This window comes from Cupriavidus sp. 22TCCZM01-5 (assembly GCF_057798915.1).
In genome coordinates, this window is record NZ_JBYOJR010000011.1 from 1 (window position 1) to 15,851 (window position 15,851).

The 15,851-nt window shown below is 64.1% G+C and carries 15 protein-coding genes and 2 tRNA genes; 7 read left to right on the forward strand and 10 right to left on the reverse strand.

Features of this window, described 5'->3' with window-relative positions; translation table 11 throughout:
- The first annotated feature begins 167 nt into the window (after positions 1-167).
- Positions 168-241 (forward strand) — tRNA-Cys (locus AC3FNH_RS12795).
- 48 nt (positions 242-289) lie between these two features.
- On the opposite strand, the gene AC3FNH_RS12800 is transcribed toward AC3FNH_RS12795, so the two are convergent.
- Complete coding sequence (locus AC3FNH_RS12800; protein WP_488720298.1) at positions 290-1,201, reverse strand: LysR family transcriptional regulator; 912 nt, start codon at positions 1,199-1,201, stop codon at positions 290-292.
- 96 nt (positions 1,202-1,297) lie between these two features.
- Between AC3FNH_RS12800 and AC3FNH_RS12805 the strand changes: the two genes are divergently transcribed.
- A complete protein-coding gene (locus AC3FNH_RS12805) occupies positions 1,298-2,383 on the forward strand; it encodes a YeiH family protein (protein WP_276099939.1) in 1,086 nt (361 codons plus the stop codon).
- A gap of 37 nt (positions 2,384-2,420) precedes the next feature.
- On the opposite strand, the gene AC3FNH_RS12810 is transcribed toward AC3FNH_RS12805, so the two are convergent.
- Positions 2,421-2,507, reverse strand: a tRNA-Leu gene (locus tag AC3FNH_RS12810).
- Between the two features lie 208 nt (positions 2,508-2,715).
- On the opposite strand from AC3FNH_RS12810, the gene AC3FNH_RS12815 reads away from it, so the two are divergent.
- From AC3FNH_RS12815 to AC3FNH_RS12825, 3 genes are all read left to right on the forward strand, one after another.
- Positions 2,716-3,039, forward strand: a complete 324-nt coding sequence (locus AC3FNH_RS12815; protein ID WP_276099940.1) for a hypothetical protein — start codon at positions 2,716-2,718, stop codon at positions 3,037-3,039.
- A 262-nt stretch (positions 3,040-3,301) separates the two neighbouring features.
- Entirely contained in the window at positions 3,302-3,559 is a 258-nt protein-coding gene (locus AC3FNH_RS12820; protein ID WP_488720299.1) for a hypothetical protein, read from the forward strand.
- 182 nt (positions 3,560-3,741) lie between these two features.
- Positions 3,742-4,149, forward strand: a complete 408-nt coding sequence (locus tag AC3FNH_RS12825) for a heme-binding protein (RefSeq protein ID WP_211949045.1) — start codon at positions 3,742-3,744, stop codon at positions 4,147-4,149.
- Between the two features lie 134 nt (positions 4,150-4,283).
- On the opposite strand, the gene AC3FNH_RS12830 is transcribed toward AC3FNH_RS12825, so the two are convergent.
- The 4 genes from AC3FNH_RS12830 to AC3FNH_RS12845 all read right to left on the reverse strand — a co-directional run bounded on the left by AC3FNH_RS12830 (position 4,284) and on the right by AC3FNH_RS12845 (position 6,668).
- On the reverse strand, positions 4,284-4,604 hold the full coding sequence (locus AC3FNH_RS12830; RefSeq protein WP_276099942.1) for a hemin uptake protein HemP: 321 nt from the start codon (positions 4,602-4,604) through the stop codon (positions 4,284-4,286).
- A 206-nt stretch (positions 4,605-4,810) separates the two neighbouring features.
- Positions 4,811-5,221: an ExbD/TolR family protein gene (locus tag AC3FNH_RS12835; protein WP_276099943.1), complete on the reverse strand. Its 411-nt coding sequence runs from the start codon at positions 5,219-5,221 to the stop codon at positions 4,811-4,813.
- A gap of 24 nt (positions 5,222-5,245) precedes the next feature.
- Positions 5,246-5,974 (reverse strand): MotA/TolQ/ExbB proton channel family protein, encoded by a 729-nt coding sequence (locus AC3FNH_RS12840; protein ID WP_488720300.1) that lies wholly within the window; start codon positions 5,972-5,974, stop codon positions 5,246-5,248.
- Positions 5,975-6,008: 34 nt separating this feature from the next.
- The gene (locus AC3FNH_RS12845; RefSeq protein WP_276099945.1) at positions 6,009-6,668 is read right to left on the reverse strand and encodes an energy transducer TonB; all 660 of its coding nucleotides are present in this window, start codon (positions 6,666-6,668) and stop codon (positions 6,009-6,011) included.
- Between the two features lie 412 nt (positions 6,669-7,080).
- On the opposite strand from AC3FNH_RS12845, the gene AC3FNH_RS12850 reads away from it, so the two are divergent.
- A complete protein-coding gene (locus tag AC3FNH_RS12850; protein WP_488720301.1) occupies positions 7,081-9,381 on the forward strand; it encodes an AAA family ATPase in 2,301 nt (766 codons plus the stop codon).
- 3 nt (positions 9,382-9,384) lie between these two features.
- Here the strand turns inward: AC3FNH_RS12850 and murI are convergent, their stop codons facing one another.
- The 4 genes from murI to AC3FNH_RS12870 all read right to left on the reverse strand — a co-directional run bounded on the left by murI (position 9,385) and on the right by AC3FNH_RS12870 (position 13,532).
- Positions 9,385-10,194, reverse strand: coding sequence for a glutamate racemase (murI, locus tag AC3FNH_RS12855; protein WP_488720302.1), 810 nt, complete (start codon positions 10,192-10,194; stop codon positions 9,385-9,387).
- A 72-nt stretch (positions 10,195-10,266) separates the two neighbouring features.
- Entirely contained in the window at positions 10,267-11,790 is a 1,524-nt protein-coding gene (locus tag AC3FNH_RS12860) for a fumarate hydratase (RefSeq protein ID WP_276099948.1), read from the reverse strand.
- 192 nt (positions 11,791-11,982) lie between these two features.
- Positions 11,983-12,516, reverse strand: coding sequence for a TIGR00645 family protein (locus tag AC3FNH_RS12865; protein ID WP_276099949.1), 534 nt, complete (start codon positions 12,514-12,516; stop codon positions 11,983-11,985).
- 104 nt (positions 12,517-12,620) lie between these two features.
- Positions 12,621-13,532 carry a DMT family transporter gene (locus tag AC3FNH_RS12870; RefSeq protein WP_276099950.1) on the reverse strand — a complete coding sequence of 304 codons (912 nt, stop codon included), beginning with the start codon at positions 13,530-13,532 and terminating at the stop codon, positions 12,621-12,623.
- Positions 13,533-13,845: 313 nt separating this feature from the next.
- On the opposite strand from AC3FNH_RS12870, the gene acs reads away from it, so the two are divergent.
- Positions 13,846-15,828: an acetate--CoA ligase gene (gene acs / locus AC3FNH_RS12875; protein ID WP_488720303.1), complete on the forward strand. Its 1,983-nt coding sequence runs from the start codon at positions 13,846-13,848 to the stop codon at positions 15,826-15,828.
- Positions 15,829-15,851: the final 23 nt, after the last annotated feature.

The following is a 15,851-nucleotide window of genomic DNA, read 5'->3' on the forward strand; positions in this document are numbered from 1 at the left end:
AGTTGGTAGAGCGCAACCTTGCCAAGGTTGAGGTCGCGAGTTCGAGACTCGTCTCCCGCTCCATCCCCGAAGGGAAGCAGCGCTTCCCTTTTTGTTTGGGTTGGTAACCGCAGGCGCTGCCAGGCAGCGTTTGGTGAATGCGGATACAATCCAGCAGCACGTCACCTGGCGGGGTGGCAGAGTGGTTATGCAGCGGCCTGCAAAGCCGTGTACGCCGGTTCGATTCCGACCTCCGCCTCCAGTTGAGGAAAACAGCGCCCATCGGGCGCTGTTTTCGTTTGTGCATCGTCTATGCCTGTGCGCCAACCTGTTTGGAGGTGACCCGCAGATATTCGGTAAAGGCTAACAGCCCACGTGTCGGGAACTTGTCCTGGTGCACCACCAATTGCAGCGGACGGACGATACGAGGCAGGCCCTGTCGCACCGCCACCAGCGTGCCGCGTTCCAGTTCATCGCGAACCACGTGCAGCGACAGGCAGCTCACGCCGAAGCCGCTCATCACCGCGCGCTTGATGGCCTCCGCGTTGCCGAGTTCCAGTGCGAAACGCAGCTCGCCAAGCAGCGGCATCAGTCTTTCCTCAATGATCTCTCGCGTGCCGGATCCGGGTTCGCGCACGATCCATTCGGCATCGCGCAACCCATCGAGCGGCGCATTCGCGGCCGCAAGCGGATGGGAGGGGCCAACCACTACGACCATCTCGTCGTCGCACCACGGCATGCTGCGCAGTTCGCGCTCATGGCTCGCGCCTTCGACCAGCCCGATGTCGGCATCGAACTGCAGCAGCGAGCGCAATACGTCGCGCGTATTGCCGATTCGCAAGTCCAGCTGGCATGGGCCGCCCTGGGAGGCGCGGAAGCCCGCCATCAGCGCCGGCAGGATATAGCTGCCGATGGTATTGCTGGCGGCAATGCGCAGTTGCACCCCGGTTTGCGTCGCGAACCGCTCAAGCTCCTGTGCCTGGTCGATCAGCGACAAGGCGCGCGGAAAGAACTGTCGCCCGGTCTCGTTGATGCTCAGGCGCCGTGCCACGCGATCGAACAGAGGCCCGTCGAGCGCACGTTCCAGTTCCGCCAGCGAGGCGCTGACGGCCGACTGGGACATCGAGAGGGCGTCCGAAGCCGCAACCGTACTGCCGTGTTGTGCCACAGAGACGAAGACCTGCAGCTGGCGCAACGTCAGGCGAAGGGGTCGCTGATCCATATCGACATTTCAGGTAATTCATACCGATATTACCCGTTTTGCAGATTAAAGGGGGCGGGGTACGCTTCATACACCTAATCAAAACCCCCTGCCGCCATGTCATCCGTGTCCGCTACCAACTCCGCCCAGGCGGTTTCTTCAGCCGCCGTGCTGCCTTGGCACCAGCGCCTGCTGCCTTTGCTGCCCCTGGGGGGCGTGGCGTGGCTGGCCATGGTCCTGGCCGACCATCCAGCCATTTCGCGCTATGGCCTCAGTGCGCTGACGCTGGCGATGTGTGCCGGCATGGTCGCAGCCAACACGCTGCCCAAGCACTGGCTGCAACCGCTGGCCCCCGGCATGCAGATTGCGCGCCACTACCTGCTGCGTCTTGGCGTGGCCCTGTACGGATTGCGGCTGACGTTTGCATCGATCGCCGCGCTCGGCCTGCCCGGCATCGTGGTACCGCTTGCCATGCTGCTCGGCACGCTCCTGTTCGGTACGTTGATCGGTACAAAAGTATTCGGCCTGAGCCGCCGCGAAGCTATCCTGGTCAGCTCGGGGAGCGCCATCTGCGGCGCAGCCGCGGCGATCGCGGTGTCTTCCGTGGTGCGTACCGACGACAAGCAGACGGCGGTTGCCGTGGCCACGGTCGTGCTGTTCGGTACCGTGGGCATGCTGCTCTATCCGTACCTGTTCGAGCTGGTGACGGGCGCATGGCACTGGAATGTCAGTGAGCGCATGTTCGGCATCTTCACCGGCGCGACGCTGCATGAAGTTGCACAGGTGATTGCAGCGGGCAAGATGATCGGCGACACCACCGCAGACGCCGCCGTGGTGGCCAAGATGGTACGTGTGCTGGCACTCGGCCCGGTGCTGCTGGTGATGGCCCTGTGGCCGAACAAGGATGCCAAGGCCCAGGGCGGTACTCCGCGCCTGAGTGGCCTGCTGAAGTCGGTGCCGTGGTTTGCCGTCGGCTTCGTGGCTGTGATGGCAGTGAACTCTGCCGGCGCCGTCCCGCAGGAATGGAAGGGTGGCCTGATCGCTCTGGACAACTGGATGCTTGCCTGCGCCATGCTGGCCATCGGCCTGCACACGCGGATCGGCGACCTGCTGCGCGCGGGGCGCAAGCCGCTCGCCCTGGCTGGTGTGCTCTTTGTCTTCCTGATGGTCGGCGGGGCTTCGCTCTGCTACCTGATGGCCTGAGCGGAAGGGCGGGATGAGGCGTCGGCCGCAGCCAGCCTGGTGCGGCCGACGGGACTCGAACCCGTAAGCCCGTAAGGGCGGCAGATTTTAAGTCTGCTGAGTCTACCAATTTCTCCACGGCCGCGCGGAAAGCCCAACATTGTGGTGGCTGCGCATCCGGGATGCAAGTGCGGGCTGCCAGGACTTCTCCGCAAAGCCCGTTTTCCAGCAAAAGACAGCAAAAGTGATTCTTCTGTTACGGCTCGTAACAATGTCGTGGGCGCCGTTGCACTCGGAAAGTTCCGAGCCACTAAAATAGAGTCATCAGGAAATCCGGGACAGAGGGGCAGGAAATGAAACGTTGGTGGCTCGCAGCATTCGGTATCGTCGCTGGCCTTGCGTCGGGTGCGGCAATGGCCCATGTGAGTGTTGGCGTTGCGATCGGTGTGCCTGGCGTGGTTATCGGCGCGCCGGCTTACTATCCTCCGGCTCCGGTGTACTATCCGCCCGCACCGCCGGTCGTGGTGGCGCCGGCTCCGGTGTACTACGCGCCGGCTCCTGTGTACTACGGTCCGCGCTACTACGGTCCGGGTCCGCGTTATTACGGCCCGCGCTACTATGGCCCGCGTCCGTACTACGGCCCCCGTGGCTACCACGGTCATGGCCACTGGCGCTGACAGGCAGGAAGGTTTTTGAAAGAAGGAGCCCCGATTCGGGGCTCTTTTGTTTTGTTCGGTTCGCCTGAGGTAGGTGACAGGCCGTTCCTGGCAAGTTCCCTACGCCGTCCGTGGTCAAATTTTCTGAATAGACTGCTCAAAGGCTTGTTGATGTTCGTATTAGGGTTTTCCCCTAAACTGCATGTGTGGCGCCGCGATGTCATACGAAGAGATCGTGTCCCGCGCGGCGCCTGTCTGTCACTGAGATAAAGGGGAATCTCTCATGAACATCAAGCGTAGTTTGGCGGCAGCCGCCGCCCTGGCGGCGCTTTCCGCTGTGTCGCTGCCGTCGTTTGCCGGCACGGGCAAGGTCGATCCGTTCCTGGATGGTGCCAAGGTCGGCAAGGTTGATGCGTTCACCGATGGCGCGCGCGTCGGCAAGACCGATCCCTATACCGATGGCGCCCGGATCACCAAGCCTGATCCGTTCACCGACGGTGCCCGCACCAGCAAACCGGATCCGTTTACCGACGGCGCCTGACGCATACCAGCTCCCGGCGTCTCGCGACGTCGACTGATCTGCAACCTGACCCGCCTATCGTGCGGGTCATGTTGTTTTTGGCAATTGTGTTTGACCCTTGCCAACGCGCCCGGCGCGGTGACTGTGACATTTGCGCGGCGCTATACTTCCGCCTCACACCGTATGAACATCAGGAGAGTGGTATGCAGCAGAAGACCGTGCTGACGGCAGAAGACGTGAAAAAGATCATGGCCGCAGCAGAGGCCGAGGCAAAGGCGCACCAGTGGGCTGTCTCGATCGTGGTGGTGGACGATGGTGGCCACATGCTCGCCATGCAGCGCCTGGACGGCACTGCACCGATCTCGGCCTATATCGCGACGGAGAAGGCCCGCACTTCGGCCCTGGGCCGACGCGAATCGAAGGTCTACGAAGACATGATCAACAACGGCCGCTATTCCTTCATGACTGCCCCGACGCTGCAGGGCATGCTGGAAGGCGGCGTGCCCATCGTCTGCAATGAGCAGGTCGTCGGTGCGGTAGGCGTATCGGGTGTCAAGTCGACCGAAGACGCCCAGATCGCCCGTGCCGGAATTGCCGCGCTGGGCCTCTGATCCGTTTCGCCGGAAGTCCCGCAGCTGGCTGCGGGGCTGGCAAACGCGATACTGCCATCGGCAGGCCGTTCGGCCGGCCACCCTCTCACGTCTTGTGACGGCCCGCACTGCAGTGCCGGCGCCGTGTCATTCCCTTACTTCGTCAGGATCAGCTTGCCGTAGCGCGTGACGCGCAGTGTGTAGATCTCGCCGTTATGGCGGATCGGCAGCGTCGTGGCACCACGCATGATGGTTTCCAGTGCGACAGGCTCGCCCGCAGGCGCATTCGGACGGCTCTCGCGAACGAGGGCCTCCAGGCGGGCGGGAATGGCCGCCACAGCGGATTTCACGGATTCGAGCGCTGATGACGCAGGTGTATCGCGCCGGCCCTGAGGGGCAACTTCCACGCGCCGCAGCGACAGGCGGCGGCGGGTAACTTCACGGGGTTGCGACAGCGGCAGGGAAAGGGTGCTCATTATCTGGCTCCGTTCGGCAATGAGGGATTGGCTCGCACGCCGGGCGACGTCACCGGGGCCGTGCTTGCGATGGGATGATCATAAATGAGAACCGTTATCATTTCAACGGTGGCGACCAATCGTTACATACTTGGCCCAGCGATACTGCCAAAGAAAAAAGGCATCCCGCGGGATGCCTTTTTTTGCATAGCAAGGTCAGACCATGCCTACTGTTTCGGTTCCGTGATGAAGCCGATCTTGCCCAGCCCGCCATGCTGTGCGGCGGCCATGACCTCGGCCACGCGCTCATAGCGTACCTCGCGGTCCGCGCGCAGGTGCAGTTCAGGCTGCGGCTCCTGCTGGGCGGCCAGGGCAATGTTGTTCGCCAGCGCGGCATCGTCTACCTCGGTCTGGTTCCAGTAGACCTTGCCCTGGGCATCGATCGAGACGTTGATGCTCTGCGGCTTGGAATCGTTCGGCGTATTGCTTGCGCGCGGCAGATCGATCTTCACCGCATGATTGATGACCGGGATCGTGATGATGAAGATGATCAGCAGTACCAGCATGACGTCGACCAGCGGCGTCATGTTGATTTCGCTCATCACCTCGTCATCGTCGTCGAGGGTGCCAAATGCCATGATGACTTCCTTGATGCGGTGGTGTTACTGCCGTGCCGCAGCGAGCCGCACGGCGTTGTCTTCGGCTCGGGCGCCGGTCGGGCGGACGCGGGCGCCGGTCACGAAGTAGGCGTGCAGGTCGTGGGCAAAGCGGTTCAGCTTGGAGATGACCGACTTGTTGCCGCGCGTCAGCGCGTTGTAGCCGAGCACTGCCGGAATGGCCACGGCCAGGCCGAACGCCGTCATGATCAGTGCTTCACCGACCGGCCCGGCGACCTTGTCGATCGTCGGCACGCCCGAGGCGCCGATGCCGATCAGTGCATGATAGATGCCCCACACCGTGCCGAACAGGCCCACGAACGGCGCCGTGGAACCCACCGAAGCCAGCACCGCCAGGCCCGACTGCATGTGTGCCACAGCGTCGTCGATCGAGCTCTTGAGCGAACGCGTCAGCCAGTCGGAAATATCCATGACGTCATGCAGCTGCGGCTGGCTGGCGCGGTGGTGCTGGGCGGCGTCCTTGCCGGCGATGGCCAGCGTGCGGAACGGGTTGGCGTCGCTGGCACCCAGCGTTTCCAGGGCATGTTCGAAGTCGTCCGAGTGCCAGAAGCGCTTTTCCGCGCCATGCGCCATCTTCTTCAGGCGAACCAGATCCCACGCCTTCGTAAGGATCACGATCCACGACAAGAGCGACATGATCAGCAGAATGATGGCCGTCGCACGCATGACGAAATCGCCTTGCGACCAGAGGTGGGAAAGTCCGAGGTCCTGCATGTTGGTTCCTGGTGAGTTCGTTGTTAGGTTGAGATCAGTTGAGTTCGAAGCCGATCGGCTGCTGCGCGGTCACGGCGATGGCGCGGCCGTTGTCCATGTACGGCTTGCAGCGCATGCGCTGGACCGCGTCCACGGCAGCCTGGTCCAGGCGGGACGATCCGCTGGAGGATACTACGGACGTCTTGACCACCTTGCCGGATTCATCCGTTGTCAGGCGCACCACGGTCTTGCCGGTCTCGCCCATGCGGCGGGACTGGGCCGGATAGTTCGGCTGCGGCGGCGAGCACTGGATCTCGCCGATGCCCACGGCGCGCGGCGCGGCGGAGACCGGTGCCGGCTCGGGCGCGGGTGCCGCAGCAGCAGGGGGCGTCGGCGGTGTCGGTGGTGCTTCGATCGCAGTGGGCGACGGCGGCAGCGCGGCAACCGGTTGCGGAACCGGCTTGGGCTGGGGTGGCGTCGGCCGCGGCGTGGTGACCTTCACCTGCCGGGGCGGCGTTTCCGTCTTGGGCTTGGGTGGCTCCGGCGCGGGCGCGGGCGGCTTGGGCTGCTCAAGCGGAATGATGCGGGCGATGATCTCCGGGGCGATCACCGCCTCGGTCATCTTGCGGCCCAGGCCACTCTGGATGAGGTAAAGCAGGCCGGCGTGGAACAGCAGGACGGCGAGCGTAATCTTGAAGAAGCGTTGATCGAACATGAGGTGAACAACAGAGTCTGCCAGCCGGCACAGAGTCACTTGCGATAGAACAGGATCAGCGAGATACCACATCCGACCAGCAAACTAACAAGCAATTCCATGATAAACGCTCCTGCAACAGGGTTTGCCGGGGAGCGCCACTCTCTGGCGGCGTGTCAGGTTGCGAGTATAAACGATAATGATTCTTATTTGTTGTGATTTGTGCGTCGCAGCTGGAAATTTATCCGAAGGCCAGTTATACCCCCAAATCCAGACAACGTTGCGAGTGGGTGGCCGGTAGCACAGAGACTGGCCAGTCGCGGGGCCTGCGGAATGGGCCGCAAGCCGCAAAGCGCGCTAGCATAGGAAAAAGACTGCGAGCGTGGTGGTACGCCCGTTGCGGTGTCGCAATCGGGTGCACGGGGATGAGGCCATGGACTTCACACGTTTTGCTGACGAGGACCGCGCGAAAATACTGCGCCCCGGCCCGGGAATCTCGGCCAGTTCGGCCCTGGACTGGATGTGCGCCCAGTTTGCCTTGCGGGTCGTCTGTGCGCTGGGTCCGCGCTTCAATCTGCGCAGCAATATCAATGACGTGCTCACGGTCAGCGCCCAGGAGATGGTGTGGCCGTATGGTGTCGTGCTGCGCGTGCAGCGCTTCCTGTCTGCCCGTTGCGCCGATATGCCCGCGTGGAAAGGGGCGGGGCGCCTGACGCCCGAGGAGTTCCTGGAACGCCACGGCCAGTGGAACAGCGCTTTCGACGAGAGTGCCCTGTTCTACTACCTCGACGAGTACGTCAAGCACCATGCCAAGGATATGTTTGCGGTGTTCGATGCCTCGGCTGCGGCGATCGCATCGCGGCTCGATGGCGAACGTGTGCTGCTGGTGCGCAACATCGACATGCTCAGCCATGTGCTTGACCTGCCCGAGCACGAGCGCAAGCTGTTGCTGTTCGCTGCATTGGCCAAGTACAAGCGCGACCTGCGCGCCGTGATGGTGGACTGCAAGGTGGCCCACAGCCAGGAGGCATTCCAGATCCTGTCCGGACTGACCGGCGCGAGCCCGGCGGACGTAGCCGCCTCGCTGCGGCCCGGCTCGCGCCTGGAGACGCTGAACCTGATCGAGCAGCCATTGCCCGAGAACAGCGTGACCGACCTCGGCGACCTGATGCGCCTGTCCGACCGCCTGCTGCATGTGCTGCTTGGCAACTATGCCAATGAGGCCGAGATGATGGCGGTGTTCACGCGCCCGGCCGCACCGCCTACGCTGGCGGTTTCGGACTATCCGCATGTCGAGACCGATGCTCGTTACCTCACTGCACTGCTTTCGAATGGCACGCGCCAGCATGCCGCAGGCGTGAACGTGCTGATCTACGGCCCGCCCGGCACTGGCAAGACCGAGTTCGCGCGGCTACTGGCGTGCGAGGCCGGTTGCGAGCTGTACGAGGTCGACTGCCTGGACCGCGACGGCAACAGCCTGTCGGGCAAGGATCGCTACCGATCGCTGCAGGTGTCGCAGGCCTTCCTGCGCGGACGGCCGCGTACCGCGCTGCTGTTCGACGAAGTCGAGGACGTTTTCCCTGGCAGCTCGCGCGAGCTGATGAGCCTGTTTGGCCAGGAGGACGCGCGCGCCTCGGTGAACGGCAAGGCCTGGGTCAACCAGACGCTGGAGCAGAACCCGGTCCCTGTGATCTGGATCTCGAATTCGATCCGGCAGATCGACCCCGCCTACTTGCGCCGCTTCCAGTTCCACCTGGAACTGAAGATCCCGCCGCCACTGGTGCGCGAGAACATCATCCGCAAGCACCTGGGCGGGCTGGACGTCAGCGATGGATTCATCACCGCGCTGGCGGGACGCAAGTCGCTGACGCCGGCGCAGGTACAGTCGGCCGCGCGCTTCGTGCAGCTCGCGCGGCCGGACGTGGATGAGCCGGTCGAGGCCCTGATCATGCGCCAGCTCGAACATGCCGACCGCGCCATGGGGCTGCGGCCGGAAGCCGAGGCCAGGCCGGTCGTGACGCACTACCGTCTCGACAACCTGCATCTCGAAACACGCTACGAAGTCGCCAAGATCATCGAGGCGCTGCGCGCGCGGCAGCGTGGCACGCTGTGCTTCTATGGTCCGCCGGGTACGGGCAAGACCGCGCTGGCCGAGCATATTGCCGCGGCGCTGGACCTGCCGCTGATGATCCGGCGCGCCTCGGACCTGATGAGCAAGTACGTGGGCGAGACCGAGCAGCAGATTGCTGCCATGTTCGCCCGGGCCGAGGAAGACGGCGCCGTGCTGCTGCTGGACGAGGCCGACAGCTTCATGCAAAGCCGCCAGCAGGCCGTGCGCAACTATGAGGTATCGGAAGTCAACGAGATGCTGCAGGGCATGGAGCGCTTCAACGGCATCTTTATCTGCACCACCAACCTGTTCGACCGCATCGACGAGGCCGCCTTGCGCAGGTTCTCGTTCAAGATCCGCTTCCTGCCGCTGAAGGCCGGTCAGCGCGCCACGATGTTTGTCGATGAAGCGCTGGACGGTGACGAGGCCCTGCTGACGGACGCCATGCGGCACGAGCTGGACGCCATGGACTGCCTGACCCCCGGCGACTTCGCCACGGTCAAGCGCCAGTGCGTGCTGCTCGGCGATTCGCTCACGCCGGAAGAGTTTCTCGCGCAATTGCGGCACGAGCACGCGGTCAAGCCCGACGTGCGCGCGCACCGTCCGCTGGGCTTCCTGAAGTAGGCGTCAGAAAGCAGGGGCGGGTTCGATCGCCACCGTTTCCGCCTGCGCCTCGATATGCAGCAGCGTGGCCGCCATCTGCCGCAGGTGGGCGGCATCCTTGGTCGAGGCGAAGCGGTCTTGCGGGACGGCGTCGGGTGCGGTCGCCAGCGCGTGCTCCACCAGCTTGCGGGCCAGCTGGCGCGCAATGGCACTGCCGGTATCGACCAGGGCCAGTTGGTCGCCAACCATCTCGCGGATGGTGTCGGAGAGGAAAGGGTAATGGGTGCAGCCGAGTACCAGCGTGTCGGCGCCTGCCTCCAGCATCGGCGTCAGGTAATTGTCCAGCCGCCCGCGTATGTCCGGGCCATTGATGTCGCCTTGCTCGATCAGCGGCACCAGCCCCAGGCCGGCTTCGCAGATGAACCGGCTTTCGCCGTCCAGTGATGCAAGCAAGCGTGCGAACTTGGCACTCCTGAGCGTATTGGCGGTGGCAAGCACGCCTACCACTTTGCTGCGGCTGGCCGCCGCGGCTGGCTTGAGGCCGGGCTCCACGCCGATGATCGGTACTGCCAGCGCCTGGCGAAGCAGCTCCACGGCATGGCCGGTGGCGGTATTGCAGGCGATGACGAGCGCCTTGCAGCCTTGCGCCAGCAGCCATTCGCAGGCCTGCAGCGTGCGTGCCTGCACGAACGACTCCGGCTTCTCGCCATAAGGCGCGTACTTCGAGTCGGCCAGGTAGAGCAGCGACTCTTGCGGCAGCAATGCGCGGATCTCGCGCAGCACGGACAGGCCGCCAAGGCCGGAATCGAAGACGCCGATGGGAGCGGGGTTCACGTTGGGCAAGCGGAAAGGCGGGGGTGGAAAAAAGCCGGGGAGGACCCGGCTTTTTCATGCAGGCGTGCAATCTTACAGCGCCGCGACCGGAATCTTGCCGATCTTGGCCTGCCATTCGGCGGGGCCGGTCTTGTGCACCGAGGTGCCTTCGCTATCCACGGCGACGGTCACCGGCATGTCCTTGACGTCGAACTCGTAGATAGCTTCCATGCCGAGGTCTTCGAAGCCGACCACCTTGGCTTCCCGGATCGCCTTGGCCACCAGGTAAGCGGCGCCGCCCACGGCCATCAGGTAGGCCGACTTGTGCTTCTTGATGGCCTCGATCGCCACCGGGCCGCGCTCGGCCTTGCCGATCATCGAGATCAGGCCGGTCTCGGCCAGCATCATCTCGGTGAACTTGTCCATGCGCGTGGCGGTGGTGGGACCGGCCGGGCCGACGGCTTCATCGCGCACCGGATCGACCGGGCCGACGTAGTAGATCACGCGGTTCTTGAAGTCCACCGGCAGCTTCTCGCCCTTGGCCAGCATGTCGGCGATGCGCTTGTGCGCGGCGTCGCGGCCCGTCAGCATCTTGCCGTTGAGCAGCAGGGTCTGGCCCGGCTTCCACGAGGCGACTTCTTCCGGCGTCAGCGTGTTCAGGTCGACGCGCTTGGAGGTTTCGGTGTTCGGTGCCCACTCGACTTTCGGCCATTGCGACAGGTCAGGCGCTTCGAGCTTGGCCGGGCCGCTGCCGTCCAGCGTGAAGTGCGCATGGCGGGTCGCGGCGCAGTTCGGGATCATCGCGACCGGCTTGGACGCGGCGTGCGTCGGGCTGGCCATGATCTTGACGTCCAGCACGGTGGCCAGGCCGCCCAGGCCCTGTGCGCCGATGCCCAGCGCGTTGACCTTCTCGTACAGCTCGACGCGCAGCTCCTCGATCCAGTCCTTCGGGCCGCGGGCGATGATGTCCTGGATGTCGATCGACTCCATCAGCGATTCCTTGGCCATGACCATGGCCTTCTCGGCGGTGCCGCCGATGCCGATGCCCAGCATGCCCGGCGGGCACCAGCCGGCGCCCATGGTCGGCACGGTCTTCAGCACCCAGTCGACGATCGAATCGGACGGGTTCAGCATCACGAACTTGGACTTGTTCTCCGAGCCGCCGCCCTTGGCCGCGACCTGGATGTCGACGGTGTTGCCCGGCACGATCTCGTAGTGGATCACGGCCGGGGTGTTGTCCTTGGTGTTCTTGCGGGCGCCTTCGGGCGGGCTGACGATCGAGGCGCGCAGCACGTTGTCCGGATGGGTGTAGCCGCGGCGCACGCCCTCGTTGATCATGTCCGTCAGGCTCATGGTGGCGCCATCCCAGCGCACGTCCATGCCGACCTTGACGAAGACCGTGACGATGCCGGTGTCCTGGCAGATCGGGCGCTTGCCTTCTGCGCACATGCGGCTGTTGGTCAGGATCTGCGCGATCGCATCCTTGGCGGCGGGACTCTGCTCCAGCTCATAGGCGCGGCCCAGGCTGGTGATGTAGTCCATCGGATGGTAGTAGCTGATGTACTGCAGGGAGTCGGCGACGCTCTGGATGAGGTCTTCTTGCTTGATGACGGTCATTTTGTGGGGGGTGGCAGCGGTGAAACACAGCCCGAAATCATACACCGAGCCGGGGCGCTCTGCCCGCCTGCATACAGGCGTCCACAAGGTTCCGCATGCTTTTTTCGCCACATGGCGACGTAGGCGGTGTCCCAAATGAAGAACCGCGGCGCCAGGCCGCGGTCCGGGGTGAGGCCAGCGTGGTTCGCTGCCTTAGTGTGCTTCAGGCGCCATATGAACGCTGACCGGATGGGAAGTCATGCGATCCACCCAGGCCATTGCCAGGGCGGACAACAGGAAAGCGAGGTGGATGGCCACCTGCCACATGATGGTATGGGTCGAGCGCTGTTCCGCGTCGATGAAGGTCTTGAGCAGGTGGATCGACGAGATGCCGATCAGCGCCATCGATAGCTTGACCTTGAGCACGCCGGCATTGACGTGGTCGAGCCATTCGGGCTCATCGGGGTGGTTGTCGATACCCAGGCGCGAGACGAAGGTCTCGTAGCCGCCCACGATCACCATGATCAGCAGGTTGGAGATCATCACCACGTCGATCAGGCCCAGCACCACCAGCATGATCTTGTTCTCGTCGTACTCGGTCACGTGCGACAGCAAATGCCACACCTCGACCATGAAGTGATAGACGTAGACGCCTTGCGCGACGATCAGGCCGAGGTACAGCGGCAGCTGGAGCCAGCGCGAGGCAAAGATGAGGCGGGGGATGGGGCGCATCGAAGATTGGGCCATGGGCAATCGGGCAGAAAGGTCTATGTAACAAGACAATCGAAATAGCGTTCGATTGTACCGTGCCCATATTGTGCGCTGCGATGCCTGTCACTTCCTGAAACGTTTCAGGCCGGGTCCCGCAATCCCCGGCGGGCCAACGGCCCCGGCCAGCTCGCGAGCACGATGCCGCCCAGCACGCAGCCCAGTGCCACGGCGTGCGGCCAGCCTGGCGTCTCGCCCAGGAAGACGATGCCGTAGGCGGCTGCGGCCACCGGCAGCACCGACGTGAATACGCCCGCGAGCTGGGCCGGTACGTGCCGGATGCCCTTCATCCACAGCCAGAACGAGAACACGCTCGCGGACAATGCGTACCACAGCAGCATGAGCCAGGTTTGCATCGGCACGGTGGACAGGTCGAAGTCGAGCAGGGGGATGAAGCCCAGCGGCAGCATCAGCAGGCCGCCAATCAGGTGCGTGTAGGCACAGATCTCGATGGCAGCCAGCGTCTGCGTCAGTCGGCGCGACAGGATGACGTAGGTCGATTCGCAGACCACCGCACCCAGGATCATCAGGTTGCCGAGCAGGGCCTGGCTGCCTCCGCTGCCCGCGCCATGCGAACTGCCGCGCGCCACGTTCAGTACGGCCACGCCGGCCACTGCCAGCAGCACCGATGCCACCGTCCGGCGCGATAGCCGTTCGCGCAACCACAGCCAGGACAGGATAGCCACCGTCGCGGGGATGGTGCTGGTAATCACGCCAGCGGCCATCGCGCTGGTCAGGCGCACGCCATTGAGCATCAGCAGCGTGAACAGGAAGGTGCCGAAGAACGCCTGCAGGAACAGGTTGCGCCATTCGGCACGCGACACCTGGCGCATGCGCGCAGGCCGGTACCACGGCGACAGGCAGACGATGGCGATGACAAAGCGCAGCAGCGCGAACAGCAGCACCGGCACATGCGCGATGATCGATTTGCCCAGGCCGACGTTGCTGCCGACGAGTGCCATCGAGGCGATCAGGAAGAACGGGTAGATGGACACGGATACTGCCTCGGGAGTGAGCACGAAGCCCTTTGTGCGGGCAGGGTGCGGGCAGGGTGTGGGCGATCCGCAGACACCGGCGTCGGCGCGCTGTGGACGCTCAGGCGCCCGAATATCGGGCCGGGGGATTATAGCTGTGCTAGCCTAATGAAGAAGGCTGCACATTCCTTGCTGGGCATCCGACGCGCAGGTTTATTGCTTTGCAGCAAAGTTCCGGCGGCGATGCCGCAGCGTGGGGAGCGTCAGGTTTAAGTAAGCCGCCGCGCGTAATTTGGCAGCCAAGCCGTTCAGTCAAATACCAGGAGACCCGCCTATGTCCACCATCGAATCGGTGATGCAAGAGCATCGCGTTTTCAATCCGCCCGAGTCCTTCGTCCGGCAAGCGACGATCTCGGGCATGGATGCCTACCACGCGCTGTGTGCCGAGGCGGAGCGCGACTACGAGGGCTTCTGGGGCAGCCGCGCGCGCGCCCTGCTGCACTGGAACAAGCCGTTCACCAAGGTGCTCGACGAGAGCGATGCGCCGTTCTACAAGTGGTTCGAGGATGGCGAGCTCAATGCCTCGTACAACTGCCTGGACCGCAATCTGCAGAACGGCAATGCCGACAAGACGGCGATTGTGTTCGAGGCTGACGATGGCGCCGTGACGCGCGTGTCCTACCGCGATCTGCACGCCAGGGTCTGCCACTTTGCCAATGGACTGAAGGCACTCGGCATCAAGACGGGCGACCGCGTGGTGATCTACATGCCGATGTCGATCGAAGGCGTCGTGGCGATGCAGGCCTGCGCCCGCCTGGGCGCCACGCATTCGGTCGTGTTCGGCGGCTTCTCGGCCAAGTCGCTGCAGGAGCGGCTGGTGGACGTTGGCGCCGTGGCGCTGATCACCGCCGATGAGCAGATGCGCGGCGGCAAGGCGCTGCCGCTCAAGGCGATTGCCGATGAGGCGCTCGCGCTTGGTGACTGCGAGGCGGTGAAGCACGTGATCGTCTATCGCCGCACCGGCGGCAAGGTCAACTGGACTGAAGGCCGCGACCGCTGGATGGAAGACGTCTCGGCCGGCCAGCCCGATACCTGCGAGGCCGTGCCCGTGAGCGCCGAGCATCCGCTGTTCGTGCTCTACACCTCGGGCTCGACCGGCAAGCCCAAGGGCGTGCAGCACAGCACCGGCGGTTACCTGCTGTGGGCGCTGATGACGATGCAGTGGACCTTCGACATCAAGCCCGACGATCTCTTCTGGTGCACCGCCGATATCGGCTGGGTCACCGGCCACACCTACATCGCCTATGGTCCGCTGGCCGCGGGCGCGACCCAGATCATCTTCGAAGGCGTGCCGACCTATCCGAATGCCGGCCGCTTCTGGGACATGATCGCGCGCCACAAGGTCAGCATCTTCTACACCGCGCCGACGGCGATCCGCTCGCTGATCAAGGCCGCCGAGGCCGACGAGAAGATCCACCCGAAGCAGTATGACCTGTCGAGCCTGCGCCTGCTCGGCACGGTGGGCGAGCCGATCAACCCCGAAGCGTGGATGTGGTACCACAAGAACATCGGCAACGAGCGCTGCCCGATCGTCGACACCTTCTGGCAGACCGAGACCGGGGGCCACATGATCACGCCGCTGCCGGGCGCGACGCCGCTGGTGCCGGGTTCGTGCACGCTGCCGCTGCCGGGCATCATGGCGGCGATTGTCGACGAGACCGGGCAGGATGTACCGAATGGCGCGGGCGGCATCCTGGTGGTCAAGCGCCCTTGGCCGGCGATGATCCGCACCATCTGGGGCGATCCGGAACGGTTCAAGAAGAGCTATTTCCCCGAAGAGCTGGGCGGCAAGCTCTACCTGGCCGGCGATGGCTCGATCCGCGACAAGGAGACGGGCTACTTCACCATCATGGGCCGCATCGATGATGTGCTGAACGTGTCGGGGCACCGCATGGGCACGATGGAGATCGAGTCGGCGCTGGTTGCCAACCCGATCGTGGCCGAAGCCGCGGTGGTGGGCCGTCCGGATGACACCACTGGCGAGGCGATCTGTGCGTTCGTGGTGCTCAAGCGCGCGCGTCCGTCGGATGCCGAGGCGCAGAAAATCGCCACGGAGCTGCGCAACTGGGTGGCCAAGGAAATCGGCCCGATCGCCAAGCCGAAGGACATCCGCTTCGGTGATAACCTGCCGAAGACGCGCTCGGGCAAGATCATGCGGCGTCTGCTGCGTTCGCTGGCCAAGGGGGAGGAAATCACGCAGGACACCTCCACGCTGGAAAATCCCGCAATCCTTGATCAACTCAAGCAGGCGCAGTAACCGGATCATCCGGTAGCGCCCAG

Coding starts and splice junctions, on each gene's coding strand:
- AC3FNH_RS12800 (WP_488720298.1), bottom strand. CDS start 1,201: ATGGATCAGCGACCCCTTCGCCTGACGTTGCGCCAGCTGCAGGTCTTC.
- AC3FNH_RS12805 (WP_276099939.1), top strand. CDS start 1,298: ATGTCATCCGTGTCCGCTACCAACTCCGCCCAGGCGGTTTCTTCAGCC.
- AC3FNH_RS12815 (WP_276099940.1), top strand. CDS start 2,716: ATGAAACGTTGGTGGCTCGCAGCATTCGGTATCGTCGCTGGCCTTGCG.
- AC3FNH_RS12820 (WP_488720299.1), top strand. CDS start 3,302: ATGAACATCAAGCGTAGTTTGGCGGCAGCCGCCGCCCTGGCGGCGCTT.
- AC3FNH_RS12825 (WP_211949045.1), top strand. CDS start 3,742: ATGCAGCAGAAGACCGTGCTGACGGCAGAAGACGTGAAAAAGATCATG.
- AC3FNH_RS12830 (WP_276099942.1), bottom strand. CDS start 4,604: ATGAGCACCCTTTCCCTGCCGCTGTCGCAACCCCGTGAAGTTACCCGC.
- AC3FNH_RS12835 (WP_276099943.1), bottom strand. CDS start 5,221: ATGGCATTTGGCACCCTCGACGACGATGACGAGGTGATGAGCGAAATC.
- AC3FNH_RS12840 (WP_488720300.1), bottom strand. CDS start 5,974: ATGCAGGACCTCGGACTTTCCCACCTCTGGTCGCAAGGCGATTTCGTC.
- AC3FNH_RS12845 (WP_276099945.1), bottom strand. CDS start 6,668: ATGTTCGATCAACGCTTCTTCAAGATTACGCTCGCCGTCCTGCTGTTC.
- AC3FNH_RS12850 (WP_488720301.1), top strand. CDS start 7,081: ATGGACTTCACACGTTTTGCTGACGAGGACCGCGCGAAAATACTGCGC.
- AC3FNH_RS12860 (WP_276099948.1), bottom strand. CDS start 11,790: ATGACCGTCATCAAGCAAGAAGACCTCATCCAGAGCGTCGCCGACTCC.
- AC3FNH_RS12865 (WP_276099949.1), bottom strand. CDS start 12,516: ATGGCCCAATCTTCGATGCGCCCCATCCCCCGCCTCATCTTTGCCTCG.
- acs (WP_488720303.1), top strand. CDS start 13,846: ATGTCCACCATCGAATCGGTGATGCAAGAGCATCGCGTTTTCAATCCG.